Consider the following 13,119-nt stretch of genomic DNA (forward strand, 5'->3'; position numbering starts at 1 on the left):
GGCCTGCGCCGACCCGGCTCTCGGGGTTGGCACGGATGGTGCAGAAAGGCCGCCGGGCGCACCGCTGCGCCCGGACCGCCGGCCCCGCACGCCCGGTCCTGGCCACAGCGTCGTGACCAGCATGTGCCTCCGTTGCCCGCGCCCGCCGCGGGCGCCCAGCAGTACCCCCCTGGAGAAGCCACATGAGACCGCTGTCGTCATCTGCCTTCACGTCCTCCCGCCTCACGCGCCGCTGAGCGCCTCGCCACGATGTCGAGCTTCAAGACCTTTGCCCGCGCCGGCCACTGGCCCACGCTGGCCGCCTCCTTCCTCTACTTCGACTTCTGCTTCGCGGTCTGGGTGCTCAACGGCGCCATGGGCCCGTTCATCAGCGAGGCCTACGGCCTGTCGGCCGCGCAGAAGGGCTTCATGGTGTCGGTGCCGATCCTGGCCGGCGCGCTGATGCGCTTCCCGCTGGGCGTGCTGGCCCAGTACATCGGCCGCAAGAACGCCGCCATGGTCGAGATGACGCTGATCATCGCGGCGCTGCTGTTCGGTTTCGTGTTCGTGGACAGCTACGACGGCGTGCTGGCCATGGGCGTGCTGCTGGGCATCGCCGGCGCGAGCTTCGGCGTGGCGCTGAGCCTGGGCAGCGGCTGGTTCCCGCCGCAGTACAAGGGCCTGGCCATGGGCATTGCCGGCGCGGGCAACTCCGGCACCGTGCTGGCCGTGCTGTTCGCCCCGCCGCTGGCCACGGCCTACGGCTGGCAGACGGTGTACGGCCTGGCCGCGGCCACCATGCTGCTGCCGCTGGCGGTGATGTGGTTCGCCGCCAAGGAGCCGCCGGACCGCGAGCACCAGAGCTTCCGCGAGCACATCAGCTGCCTGTTCGAGAAGGACGGCTGGGCCTTCAGCCTGATCTACGTCGTCACCTTCGGCGGCTTCATCGGCCTGGCCAGCTTCCTGCCCACCTACTTCCACGACCAGTTCAAGGTCACCAAGGTCGAGGCCGGCCAGCTCACCATGCTGGCCACGCTCATGGGCTCGGCGGTGCGCGTGCTCGGCGGCTGGATCTCCGACCGCATCGGCGGCGTCAACACGCTCTCCGGCGTGCTGCTGCTGGTGGCGGCCACGCTGGCGGCCTGCGGCTTCGCCGGCACCTCGCTGGTGGGCACCACGCTGCTGTTCATGCTCTGTTTCGCCGCTCTGGGCGCGGGCAACGGCGCCCTGTTCCAGCTCGTGCCGCTGCGCTGGCCGCTGGCCACCGCGGTGGCGGGCTCGATGATCGGCGAGGTCGGCGCCCTGGGCGGCGGCTTCCTGCCCAACGCCATGGGCCTGTCCAAGGAGTTCACCGGCAGCTACCTCGGCGGCTTCCTGGCCTTCACGGCCCTGGCGCTGGTGATGCTGGCGATGCTGCGCGTGGTGCAGATCCGCTGGACCCGCACCTGGGCCGAGAAGGGCGGCCGTGCCCGCGCCACCGCGACGCCGGCGGCCCAGCCCGCCGCCCCGCGCGTGACCCGCGTCGGCGCCCGCCGCCGCGCCTGAGGCTGCACTCACCAAGTGACGATGCCGAGGATGGCCATGGCTTCGCTAGCGCGGCAGGAACAGCAGCCACACGACCAGCAGCGCGTTGAAGAGCAGCGACACCGCCAGCGCCGCCTTCCACAGCGCCAGCGGGTCGCGCACGGCCAGCGGCGTGGCCGGCGGCGCGCCCACGCCGCCGCGCGAGGCGCCGCGCTGCAGCGCCAGCAGCAGCTCCTCGGCGGTCTCGAAGCGCTGGCGCGGGTCGCGCGCCACGGCCTTGAGCACCACGTGGTCCAGCCAGATCGGCACGTCCGGCCGCAGCCGCGACGGCGGGCGCGGGTCGCGCCGGTAGCGGCCGCTCTGGTAGGGCTCGACCTCGCCGTAGGGCAGCCGGCCGCCGAGCCACTGGTACAGCGTCGCGCCCAGCGCGAACAGGTCGCTGCCGGCGTCGGCCGGCGCACCCTCCCACTGCTCGGGGTTCATGTAGCTGGGGGTGCCCGCGTGCAGCTCGCGCTGCGCCTCGGGGGCATGCGCGCTCAGCGCGGCGCCCAGGTCCAGCAGGCGCCAGCGCCCGTCCTCGCCCAGGTGCAGGTTTCCGGGCTTCAGGTCACGGTGCACCACGCCCAGCCGGTGCAGCCGGCCCACGGCGCGCGTGACGGCGATGGCGCCGCGCACCACCTCATCGACCGTGAAACGCCGGCCCGCCGCCAGCATCTGCTCCAGCGTCTGCCCGCCATGCCAGTCGAACACCGTGTACAGCGCGCTGGCATTGGGCACCTCGTGCACGCCAATGAAACCTTCGGCGTCGGCCTCGGCGAGGCGTTGGCCCAGCCAGGCCTCGTGAGCGAGCATGGCGCGCTCCTCGGGGTCGCTGGCGCGGGCCTCGTGCAGCGTCTTGAGCGCCACCAGCGCGCCCTGCGGGCCGCGCGCCTGGTAGAGGCGGTGCACGCCGTTGTCGGCCACCAGCGCCGTGATGGTGAAGCCGTCGAGCCGATCCCCCACCTTCAGACGGCCCGGCGCGGCGAGCTGGCGCCCACGGGTGAGCTCGTCCTCCAGCCGGCCCGCGTCCAGCCCCAGCACGCGCACCACCAGCGCGCTGGCGTTGTCGCGCCCGCCGGCGGCGATGGCCGCCTCGACGATGGCCTCGCTGGCCGCCTGCGCGCTGCCCTGCCCGGCCAGCGCCGCCAGCCGCGCGGGCTTGAGCACGCCGTGCACGCCGTCGGTGCTGAGCAGGAACAGGTCGCCCACGCGCAGCGGCCCCTGCGCGTAGTCCACGCTCAGCGCCTCGTCCAGGCCGACGGCGCGGGTGAGGCGGCTGCGCTGGTCGGGGTGGTCGAAGGCATGGTCCAGCGTCAGCGGCGCCAGCTCGCCGCCACTGAGCAGCCAGGCGCGCGTGTCGCCCACGTGCGCCACGGTGTAGCCGCGGCCCTCCAGCGCCAGCACCGTGAGCGTGGTCAGCGCCGTGGTGGGCTCGTCCACGCGGCCGGCCTCGCGCCGGTGCCAGCCGCCGCCGAGCTGGCGCTGGCGGTTCACGGCCACGAGCCAGTTGTTCTGCGCGGCAATGAGGCGGTCCAGCACCACGGTGGTGTCCCAGGTGGCCGGCGCGGCGAAGAAATCCGACAGCAGCCCCATCACCGTGGTCTGCGCCGCCTCGCGCCCGCCCCCGCCGGTGGACACGCCGTCGGCGATGGCCGCCACCAGGCCGCGCTTCTCGCGCAGCGCGCCGGCGAAATCCTCGTTGACCGCCCGCGGGCCGCGCCGGCTGGCGTGCCCGATGTCCACCTCGAAGCTCATGCGGCGATTGTCCGCATCCCGATGTCCCGTCCTTGTGCCGCCTGAAGGAACGCAGCCATGAAGAAGATGAAACTGGTGTTGATCGGCAACGGCATGGCCGGCGTGCGCACGCTCGAAGAGCTACTGAAGATCGCACCCGATCTCTACGACATCACGGTGTTCGGCGCCGAAGCGCATCCGAACTACAACCGCATCCTGCTGTCGCCCGTGCTCGCGGGCGAGCAGACGCTCGACCAGATCATCCTCAACCCGCTGTCCTGGTACGAGGAGCACGGCATCACGCTGCACCTGGGCTGCGAGGTCACCGGCGTGGACCGCGCCCGGCGCATCGTGCGCGGCACCACCAAGGCCGGCGAAACCATCGAGGCGCCTTACGACCGGCTGCTGATCGCCACCGGCTCCAACCCGTTCATCCTCCCGGTGCCGGGCAAGGAGCTCGACGGCGTCATCGCCTACCGCGACATCGCCGACACCGAGTTCATGATCGAAACGGCCAGGACGCACCGGCACGCCGTGGTCATCGGCGGCGGCCTGCTCGGCCTGGAGGCGGCCAACGGGCTGATGCTGCGCGGCATGCAGGTGAGCGTGGTGCACCTCGCGCCCACGCTGATGGAGCGCCAGCTCGACGACGTGGCCGGCCGGATGCTGCAGAAGTCGCTGCAGGAGCGCGGCCTGCGCTTCGAGATGGGCGCGCAGACGCAGGCGCTCATCGGCGACCAGCAAGGCCGGGTCATGGCGGTGCAGTTCAAGGACGGCCGCGAGATCCCGGCCGACCTGGTGGTGATGGCCGCGGGCATCCGCCCCAACACCGCGCTGGCCGAGAAGATCGGGCTGCACGTGAACCGCGGCATCGTCGTCACCGACACGCTGCAGACCGTCACCGACCCGCGCATCTACGCCGTGGGCGAATGCGCCGCGCACCGCGGCGTGGCCTACGGGCTGGTGGCGCCCCTCTTCGAGCAGGGCAAGGTGTGCGCGACGCACCTGGCGCAGTTCGGCATCGGCCGCTACCAGGGCAGCCAGACCAGCACCAAGCTCAAGGTCACGGGCATCGACCTGTTCTCCGCCGGCGACTTCAACGGCGGCGCGGACTGCGAGGAGATCGTGCTGAGCGACCCCTTCGGCGGCGTCTACAAGAAGCTCGTGCTCAAGGACGACAAGCTCGTGGGCGCCTGCCTCTACGGCGACACCGCCGACGGCGCCTGGTATTTCAAGCTGCTGCGCGAAGGCCGCAGCGTCGCCCAGATCCGCGACAAGCTGATGTTCGGCGAGGACCACCTCGGCGACGCCGGCCACCAGGGCCACAACAAGGCCGCCGCGATGGCCGACGGCGACGAAGTGTGCGGCTGCAACGGCGTCACCAAGGGCACGATCTGCAAGGCCATCAAGGACAAGGGCCTGTTCACGCTGGAGGAAGTGCGCAGGCACACCAAGGCCAGCGCTTCCTGCGGCTCCTGCACCGGGCTGGTCGAGCAGATCCTGATGTTCACCGCCGGCGGCGACTACTCCGCCACGCCGCAGCAGAAGGCGATGTGCGGCTGCACCGACCGCAGCCACCAGGAGGTGCGCGACGCCATCCGCCAGGACCGGCTGCTGTCCATCCCCGAGGTCTGCCAGCACCTGGGCTGGCGCAACCCCAACGGCTGCGCCAGCTGCCGCCCGGCGCTGAACTACTACCTGATCAGCACCTGGCCCAAGCTGGCCAAGGACGATCCCCAGAGCCGCTTCGTCAACGAGCGCTCGCACGCCAACATCCAGAAGGACGGCCGCTACTCGGTGATTCCGCGCATGTGGGGCGGCGAGACCAGCGCCGCCGACCTGCGCCGCATCGCCGACGTGGTGGACAAGTACGCCATCCCCACCGTCAAGGTCACCGGCGGCCAGCGCATCGACCTGCTGGGCGTGAAGAAGGAGGACCTGCGCGCCGTCTGGCGCGACTTGGGGCTCCCCAGCGGCCTGGCCTACGCCAAGTCGCTGCGCACGGTGAAGACCTGCGTGGGCAGCGAGTGGTGCCGCTTCGGCACCCAGGACAGCACGCAGCTGGGCAAGGACCTGGAGCACGCGCTGTGGGCGATGTACTCGCCGCACAAGGTCAAGATGGCCGTCAGCGGCTGCCCGCGCAACTGCGCCGAGTCCGGCACCAAGGACGTGGGTGTCATCGGCGTCGATTCCGGCTGGGAGATCCATGTCGCCGGCAACGGCGGCATCAAGACCGAGGTGGCGCAGTTCCTCGTCAAGGTCAAGACGGCCGCGGAGGTGCTGGAGCACGCCGGCGCCTTCCTGCAGCTCTACCGCGAGGAAGGTGTCTACCTGGAGCGCACGGTGCACTTCGTCGCGCGCGTGGGGCTGGACTACGTGAAGAAGCGCGTGCTGGAGGACGCCGAGGGCCGCCAGGCGCTGTGGGCGCGGCTGCAGTTCGCGCTCGACGGCCAGCCCGACCCCTGGCACGAGAGCGTGCAGGCCGGCGTGGACACGCGCCAATTCGAGCCGCTGCGCCTGCCCGTCCCCACCCCGGCCGAAGCTCAGACGCCGGCCCAGGCCTGACCGTGGCCCGCATCCCCACCCAGCGAGAGAACCGATGAGCACCTGGATTCCCGTCTGCACCGTGGACGACCTGCCCGTGCTGGGCGCCCGCCGCCTGGAGCGCACCCAAGGCCCGGCCGTGGCCCTGTTCCGCAATGCCGAGAACGACGTGTTCGCCCTGCTTGACCGCTGCCCGCACAAGGGCGGCCCGCTGTCGCAGGGCCTCGTCAGCGGCCGCCGCGTCGCCTGCCCGCTGCACAACTGGAGCATCGGCCTGGACGACGGCCAGGCCGCCGCGCCCGACGAGGGCTGCACGCCCGCCTTTGCCGTGAAGGTGGACGGCGGCGTCGTGTACCTGGACCAGCACCAGATCGACACCCTGGGCATCGACCTGCCGCTGCCCCAGGCCGGCCCCTGCCGCGGCGCGCGCCCCGGGCAGCAGCCCGCTCCGCAAGCCACCTGACCGCCCCACCCCGCATCACCACACACGGCTTCGCCATGGCTGAAACCCGTTCCACCTGTCCCTACTGCGGCGTCGGCTGCGGCGTGATCATCGAATCCGACGGCACGCAGATCAGCGGCGTGCGCGGCGACCCGCTGCACCCGGCCAACTTCGGCCGGCTGTGCAGCAAGGGCAGCACGCTGCACCTCACCGCCGCCGCGCCCGTGACGCTGCGCCAGCGCCTGCTGCACCCCCTGCGCCGCCCCGAGCGCGGCGCGGCGCCGCAGCGCCTGGGCTGGAACGAGGCGCTGTCGGAGGCGGTGGACGCCTTCGAGGGCGTGATCCGCCGCCACGGCCCGGACGCGGTGGGTTTCTACCTCTCGGGCCAGCTGCTCACCGAGGACTACTACGTCTTCAACAAGCTGGCCAAGGGCCTGGTCGGCACCAACAACGTCGACACCAACTCACGCCTGTGCATGAGCTCGGCCGTGGCCGGCTACAAGGCCACGCTGGGCGCCGATGCCCCGCCCGCCTGCTACGAGGACCTGGCGCACGCGCGCACGCTCTTCATCGCCGGCTCCAACACCGCCTGGGCGCACCCCATCCTCATGCGCCGCATCGAGGACGCCAAGCGCGCCAATCCGGCGCTGCGGCTGATCGTGGTCGATCCGCGTCGCACCGAGACGGCTGCCCTGGCCGACCTGCACCTGGCGCTGCAGCCGGGCACCGACGTGGCCCTGTTCCACGGCCTGCTGCACCAGATGCTGTGGGAGGGTTTCACCGACAACGCCTACATCGCCGCCCACACCAGCGGCTTCGAGGCGCTGAGGAGCCGGGTGCGCGAGTTCACCCTGCGCGAGACGGCCCGCATCACCGGGCTGCGCGAGGCGGACATCGTGACGGCCGCCAAGTGGTTCGCCGGGCTGGACAGCGGGGACGGCCGGCGCGCGCCCACGCTGTCCCTGTACTGCCAGGGCCTGAATCAGAGCCGCAACGGCACGGCCAAGAACGCGGCGCTCATCAACCTGCACCTGGCCTGCGGCCAGATCGGCCAGCCCGGCGCCGGGCCCTTCTCGCTCACCGGCCAGCCCAATGCCATGGGCGGGCGCGAGGTGGGCGGCCTGTCGAATCTGCTGTCCGCGCACCGCGACCTGGCCAACCCCGCGCACCGCGCCGAGGTGGCGCGGCTGTGGGGCGTAGACGACGTGCCGGCGCAGCCGGGCCGGACGGCGGTGGAAATGTTCGAGGCGGCGGCCGACGGCGAGATCAAGGCGCTGTGGATCGCCTGCACCAACCCGGCGCAGTCGCTGCCCGACCAGGCCACCGTGCGCCGCGCCTTGCAGCGCGCGGAGTTCGTGGTGGTGCAGGAGGCTTTCAGGGACACCGCCACCGCCGCCTTCGCCGACCTGCTGCTGCCGGCCGCTTCGTGGGGCGAGAAGGAAGGCACCGTCACCAACAGCGAGCGCCGCATCAGCCGCGTGCGCGCCGCGGTGCCGGCGCCGGGCGAGGCGCGCACCGACTTTTCGATTGCCACCGAGTTCGCGCAGCGGCTGGAGGCGCGGCTGCGTCCGGGTAAACCCTCACTATTCCCCTATGCCGGGCCGGAGGCCGCCTGGCTGGAGCACCGCGAGAGCACGCGCGGGCGCGACCTGGACATCACCGGCCTGAGCTGGGCGATGCTGGAGGGCCAGGGCCCGCAGCAGTGGCCGCTGCCCGAAGGGGCCACCGAGGGCCGGCAGCGGCTCTACGAGGACGGCGTGTTCCCCACCGCCGACGGCAAGGCGAAGTTCGCCGACCTGGCTTATGAGCCGGTGGCCGAGCCGCGCGACGGGCGCTTCCCGTTCAGCCTCAATACCGGGCGCCTGCGCGACCAGTGGCATGGCATGAGCCGCACCGGCGTGCTGGGCCGGCTGTTCGGGCATGTGCCCGAGGCGGCGGTGGAGCTGCATCCGCAGGAGATGGCGCGACTGAAACTGGCCGAGGGCGAGCTGGTGCATGTCACCTCGCGGCGCGGCTCCATCGTGCTGCCGGCCGTGGCCAGCGAGGCCGTACCGCTGACGCAGGCGTTCATCCCGATGCATTGGGGCTCGGAGTTCGTCTCCGGCCGCAGCAGCCGCGGTGAGCCGCTGGCTGGCGTGAACGTCCTGACCTCGCCCACGTTTTGCCCCATCTCCAAGCAGCCCGAACTCAAGCACGCCGCGGTGAAGTTGCTGAAAGCCGAGCTGCCGTGGCGGCTGCTGGGGCTGGCCTGGCTGCCTCAGGAGGACGCGTACGCGGCGCGCGCGGGCCTGCGCGCGCTGATGGAGCGCTTCGACTACGCCAGCTGCGTGCCCTTCGGCCACGCGCGCAGCGGCCTGCTGTTCCGCGCCGCGGCCGACAGCCCGCCGCCGCTGGAGCTGGTCGACGAGGTCGAGCGGCTGCTGGGCCTGTCCGGCGCGGGCGTGCGCGCGCTGCGCTACGAGGACCGCAAGCGCGGCCAGCGCCGCAGCGTGCGGCTGGCCACCGTCGATAGCGACAGCCGCCTCGAAGCCGTGCTGCTGGCTGGCGACGCCAGCGCCGAGGGCTGGATCAAGGCGCTGCTGCAGGACGAGCTGCCGGCGCAGGCCTACGGCCGGCTGCTGCTGGCGCCGGGATCGAAGGCGCCGGTGGCGCTGGCGCCGCGCGGCAAGCAGGTGTGCGCCTGCTTCAACGTCAGCGAGCCGCAGATCCGCGAGACGCTGGCGAGCTGCAGCGGCGGCGCGGGCGAGCGGCTGGCGCAGCTGCAGTCGCGGCTGCGCTGCGGCACCAACTGCGGCTCCTGCGTGCCCGCGCTCAAGACGCTGGTCGAAACCACGCCCGCGGGCGTCGCGCCCGCGGTGGCGGCTTGATGGCGATTCGCCGCTGGGGATGAGTCTCCCGTTCGCCCTGAGCTTGTCGAAGGGCAGGCGCTGGCCCGCGGGCATGGCAGGGGCTTCGACAAGCCCAGCCCGAACGGGGCTCTTCCAGTCCGAGAAGCAAATTCATCGCCCCGGGCGCGACATGCCGGCCCGCTTCTTGCGAAACCGGGCCGGGGGACAATGGCACATGAGCATTTCGAGCTACATCAAGGAAATCGGCCGCGGCGCTGCCGGTGCGCGCTCACTCAGCGCCGAGCAGGCGCAGGACCTCATGGCGCAGGTGCTGGACGGCAGCGTCAGCGACCTGGAGATCGGCGCCTTCGCCATCGCCATGCGCATGAAGGGCGAGACGGCCGTGGAGCTGGCGGGCTTCCTGGCCGCGGTGCACGAGCGCTGCGTGCCCATCCCCTCGGACCGGCCCGTGGTGATGCTGCCCAGCTACAACGGCGCGCGGCGGCTGCCCAACCTCACGCCGCTGCTGGCGTTGCGCCTGGCCCAGGAAGGCGCGCGCGTGCTGGTGCACGGCCCGATCCAGGACCCCAAGCGCGTCACCAGCGCCGAGGTCTTCCATGACCTGGGCCTGCCCGTGGCGCAGGGCGTGAAGGACGTGGAGCGCGCCTGGGCGCGGCACGAGCCGGCCTTTTTGCGCATCGATGCGCTGTGCCCCTCGCTGGCGCGGCTGCTGGATGTGCGCTGGGTGCTGGGCCTGCGCAACTCCGGGCACACCATCGCCAAGATGCTCGACCCGGTGAGCGGCGCGCGCGGGCTGCGGGTGTGCAACTACACCCATCCCGAGTTCGGCCAGCTGCTGGCGCAGTACGCGCAGGCCGAGGGCGCCGACATGCTGCTGCTGCGCGGCACCGAGGGCGAGCCGGTGGCCGACGCGCGCCGGCTGCCGCGCATGGACCTCACGCTGCGCGGCGTGCCGCACCCGGCGCTGTCCTGCGCGCCCCAGGAAGGTGCGCTGGCGCAGTTGCCGGTGCTGCCGCGCGAGAACGACGCCGCCACCACGGCGCTCTACATCCAGTCCGTGCTCAGCGGCGAGAAGCCCGCGCCCGCGCCGCTGGAGCGCCAGGTGGAGTTGCTGATGGGCGCGCTGGCCGCCATGCAGGACGAAGCACTGGCTCCCAGCGCCTGAACAACGTTGCAGATCCATGACCGACCGGACCGACCCCGCCTCCTCCGCTGCCGCCACGACGGCCTCCCCGCTGCAGGCCCTGTCCGGGCACAGGCGCACGAGCCGCCGCGCGGTGGGCGACTGCACCCTGGTGGGCGCCGGCCCGGGCGACCCGCAGCTGCTGACGCTGGCGGCGCTGCGCGCCATCCGCCGCGCCACGGTGCTGCTGGTCGATGACCTGGTGCCGCAGGCGCTGGTGGAGTTCGCGCTGCGCGGGTTGAAACGCCCGCCGCGCCTCGTGCCGGTGGGCAAGCGCGGCGGCTGCGAGAGCACGCCGCAGGCCTTCATCGAGCGGCTGATGGCCGCCGAGGCGCTGGCCGGCGAGCGCGTGGTGCGGCTCAAGGGCGGCGACCCGTTCATCTTCGGCCGCGGCGGCGAGGAGGTGCAGACGCTGCAGGCGCAGGGCATCCCGGTGCGCGTGGTCAACGGCATCACTTCCGGCCTGGCGGCGGCCACCGCCATCGGCGTGCCGCTGACGCACCGCGCGCATGCGCAGGGCGTGATCTTCGTCACCGGCCATGCCAAGCCGGGCGGCAGCACGCCGGACTGGGCCGTGCTCGGCGCCGCGGCGGCGCAGGGGCTGACGCTGGTGATCTACATGGGCGTGGCGCAGGTGGGCGGCATCCACGCCGGGCTGATGCAGGGCCTGCCGGGCGACACGCCGGCGGCCGTGATCCAGCACGCCAGCCTGCCGCAGCAGCGCGAGCTCGTCACCACGCTGGCCGAGCTGCCGCAGGCGCTGCAGGCCTCCGGGCTGGGCAGCCCGGCGGTGATGGTCATCGGCGAGGTGCTGCACGCGCGCACGCTGGCGCTGCAGGCTGAAAACCAGGTCGAGGCTGCGCAGGCCGTCACGGACGGCGCACTGCAAAGCACCCGCCGCAGCGCCTGACAGCGCCCTGCCGCGACAATCGCGCCCCATGTCTGAACCATGGGATTGCGTCATCGTCGGCGCCGGCGCGGCCGGCTTGTTCTGCGCCGGTATTGCGGGCCAGCTGGGCCTGCGGGTGCTGGTCATCGACCACGCCCCGAAGGTGGCGGAGAAGATCCGCATCTCCGGCGGCGGGCGCTGCAACTTCACCAACCGCGACGCCGCCCCCGCCAACTACCTGGGCGAGAACCCGCATTTCTGCCGCTCGGCGCTGGCGCGCTACACGCCGGCGGATTTCATCGACCTGCTCAAGCGCTACGCCATCCCCTTCCACGAGAAGCACAAGGGCCAGCTCTTCTGCGACCGCTCGGCCGAGGACGTGATCGAGATGCTGCTGGCCGAGTGCGAGGCCGGGCGCGTCACGCGCTGGCAGCCGTGCAAGGTGCTGGACGTGCGCGCCACGCCCACCGGCTTCGAGATCGACACCGACCGCGGCACCCAGAGCGCCGCGCGGGTGGTGGTCGCCACGGGCGGGCTGTCCATTCCCAAGATCGGCGCCACGGACTTCGGCTTCCGGCTGGCGAAGCAGTTCGGGCATCGCGTCATCGAGCCGCGCCCTGCCCTGGTGCCGCTGACCTTCGACGCACCGACCTGGGCCGCCTTCGCGCCGCTGTCGGGCATCGCGCTGGAAGTCCACATCGAGACCGGCAGCGGCAAGAAGCCCATGCGCTTCCTGGAGGACCTGCTGTTCACGCACCGCGGCCTGAGCGGCCCGGCGGTGCTGCAGATCAGCAGCTTCTGGCAGCCGGGGCAGCCGCTGCGCATCGACCTCGCGCCCGGGCGCGACGTGGGCGCCCTGCTGCGCGAAGCCAAGGGCAAGTCCAAGCGGCAGCTCGGCAACGAAGTCGCCGCGCTGCTGCCGCAGCGCCTGGCTGACGCCTGGCTGGCGCGCGCGGATGTCGATGCCAGCACACCCATGCCGCAGACGCGCGACAAGGAGCTCGCGGCGCTGGGCGCGGCGCTGTCGCGCTGGGAGCTCACGCCCGACGGCAGCGAGGGCTGGCGCAAGGCCGAGGTCACGGCCGGCGGCGTGGACACGCGCGAGCTGAATCAGCAGTCGATGGAGAGCAAGCGCCAGCCGGGGCTGCACTTCATCGGCGAGGTGGTGGACGTCACCGGCTGGCTCGGCGGCTACAACTTCCAGTGGGCCTGGGCCAGCGCCGCGGCCTGCGCGCGGGCGATGGCGGGGCAGTGAGCCGCCGGGGGTGATAAGTGCCCCATGAAGTTCCGAAACCCGTATTCCGTTCGCCCTGAGGTATCGAAGGGTGGACGGCCCCGGCTGCGCGGCAGGCCGCAGCGCCCGTTCGTACTTCGATACCTCAGCACGAACGGGCTTTCAGCGTTCGAGAACCAAATGAGATCCATATGAGCGGCTGAGATGACGCCGCGGCGTGATGGATCACAGTCGCGGCACGGGCGCATCACCGGACCGGGCACTTGCGGATCGCGCGCTTTCTGCAGGTCTTGATACTCATCATCTTGCCGAGCACCGGTTCACGTGGGTTATACTCCGCGTTTTGCTGGCAAACCTGCGCGTGTCGATCCGGTTCTCGGACTCCGGAACATCCGGTGCTGGACACCGAGCGCAACTACCGAAGGAAATCCCTTTTCATGACCACGATTCGCGTCAAAGAGAACGAGCCGTTCGATGTGGCCCTGCGCCGCTTCAAGCGCACCATTGAGAAGCTGGGCCTGTTGACCGAGCTGCGTGCGCGCGAGTTCTACGAGAAGCCCACCGCCGAGCGCAAGCGCAAGAAGGCTGCCGCCGTCAAGCGCCACTACAAGCGCGTGCGCAGCATGCAGCTGCCCAAGAAGCTGTACTGATCCGGCGCGAGCCTCGCGGCTCGTCACTGTGGAGACAGTCAAGCCCGCGCGG

The 13,119-nt window shown here is 71.9% G+C and carries 9 protein-coding genes; 8 read left to right on the plus strand and 1 reads right to left on the minus strand.

Translation table 11 applies throughout. The features are described 5' to 3' along the window. Positions 1-249: 249 nt before the first annotated feature. Entirely contained in the window at positions 250-1,524 is a 1,275-nt protein-coding gene (locus HHL10_RS06575) for an MFS transporter (RefSeq protein ID WP_169159542.1), read from the plus strand. Positions 1,525-1,569: 45 nt separating this feature from the next. Here HHL10_RS06575 and HHL10_RS06580 read toward each other — a convergent pair whose 3' ends face one another. Continuing rightward, a complete protein-coding gene (locus tag HHL10_RS06580; protein ID WP_169159543.1) occupies positions 1,570-3,297 on the minus strand; it encodes a bifunctional protein-serine/threonine kinase/phosphatase in 1,728 nt (575 codons plus the stop codon). A gap of 57 nt (positions 3,298-3,354) precedes the next feature. On the opposite strand from HHL10_RS06580, the gene nirB reads away from it, so the two are divergent. The 7 genes from nirB to rpsU all read left to right on the plus strand — a co-directional run bounded on the left by nirB (position 3,355) and on the right by rpsU (position 13,067). Continuing rightward, a complete protein-coding gene (gene nirB, locus HHL10_RS06585) occupies positions 3,355-5,841 on the plus strand; it encodes a nitrite reductase large subunit NirB (RefSeq protein ID WP_169159544.1) in 2,487 nt (828 codons plus the stop codon). A 34-nt stretch (positions 5,842-5,875) separates the two neighbouring features. Beyond that, positions 5,876-6,283, plus strand: coding sequence for a nitrite reductase small subunit NirD (gene nirD / locus HHL10_RS06590; RefSeq protein WP_169159545.1), 408 nt, complete (start codon positions 5,876-5,878; stop codon positions 6,281-6,283). Between the two features lie 35 nt (positions 6,284-6,318). Then, complete coding sequence (locus tag HHL10_RS06595) at positions 6,319-9,129, plus strand: nitrate reductase (protein ID WP_169159546.1); 2,811 nt, start codon at positions 6,319-6,321, stop codon at positions 9,127-9,129. Positions 9,130-9,325: 196 nt separating this feature from the next. Next, positions 9,326-10,276 (plus strand): DNA-binding protein YbiB, encoded by a 951-nt coding sequence (gene ybiB, locus HHL10_RS06600; RefSeq protein ID WP_169159547.1) that lies wholly within the window; start codon positions 9,326-9,328, stop codon positions 10,274-10,276. A 16-nt stretch (positions 10,277-10,292) separates the two neighbouring features. After that, positions 10,293-11,204, plus strand: a complete 912-nt coding sequence (gene cobA / locus HHL10_RS06605; RefSeq protein ID WP_169159548.1) for a uroporphyrinogen-III C-methyltransferase — start codon at positions 10,293-10,295, stop codon at positions 11,202-11,204. Positions 11,205-11,232: 28 nt separating this feature from the next. Continuing rightward, on the plus strand, positions 11,233-12,438 hold the full coding sequence (locus HHL10_RS06610; protein WP_169159549.1) for a BaiN/RdsA family NAD(P)/FAD-dependent oxidoreductase: 1,206 nt from the start codon (positions 11,233-11,235) through the stop codon (positions 12,436-12,438). Between the two features lie 416 nt (positions 12,439-12,854). Further along, positions 12,855-13,067, plus strand: a complete 213-nt coding sequence (rpsU, locus tag HHL10_RS06615) for a 30S ribosomal protein S21 (RefSeq protein ID WP_012346814.1) — start codon at positions 12,855-12,857, stop codon at positions 13,065-13,067. Positions 13,068-13,119 lie beyond the last annotated feature (52 nt).

This window comes from Azohydromonas caseinilytica (genome assembly GCF_012927045.1).
Lineage (GTDB): Bacteria > Pseudomonadota > Gammaproteobacteria > Burkholderiales > Burkholderiaceae_C > Azohydromonas > Azohydromonas caseinilytica.

What these genes read in the sequence shown, in the direction of transcription:
- rpsU (WP_012346814.1), top strand. Translation starts at nt 12,855, where the DNA reads ATGACCACGATTCGCGTCAAAGAGAACGAGCCGTTCGATGTGGCCCTG.
- cobA (WP_169159548.1), top strand. Translation starts at nt 10,293, where the DNA reads ATGACCGACCGGACCGACCCCGCCTCCTCCGCTGCCGCCACGACGGCC.
- HHL10_RS06575 (WP_169159542.1), top strand. Translation starts at nt 250, where the DNA reads ATGTCGAGCTTCAAGACCTTTGCCCGCGCCGGCCACTGGCCCACGCTG.
- nirB (WP_169159544.1), top strand. Translation starts at nt 3,355, where the DNA reads ATGAAGAAGATGAAACTGGTGTTGATCGGCAACGGCATGGCCGGCGTG.
- nirD (WP_169159545.1), top strand. Translation starts at nt 5,876, where the DNA reads ATGAGCACCTGGATTCCCGTCTGCACCGTGGACGACCTGCCCGTGCTG.
- ybiB (WP_169159547.1), top strand. Translation starts at nt 9,326, where the DNA reads ATGAGCATTTCGAGCTACATCAAGGAAATCGGCCGCGGCGCTGCCGGT.
- HHL10_RS06580 (WP_169159543.1), bottom strand. Translation starts at nt 3,297, where the DNA reads ATGAGCTTCGAGGTGGACATCGGGCACGCCAGCCGGCGCGGCCCGCGG.
- HHL10_RS06610 (WP_169159549.1), top strand. Translation starts at nt 11,233, where the DNA reads ATGTCTGAACCATGGGATTGCGTCATCGTCGGCGCCGGCGCGGCCGGC.
- HHL10_RS06595 (WP_169159546.1), top strand. Translation starts at nt 6,319, where the DNA reads ATGGCTGAAACCCGTTCCACCTGTCCCTACTGCGGCGTCGGCTGCGGC.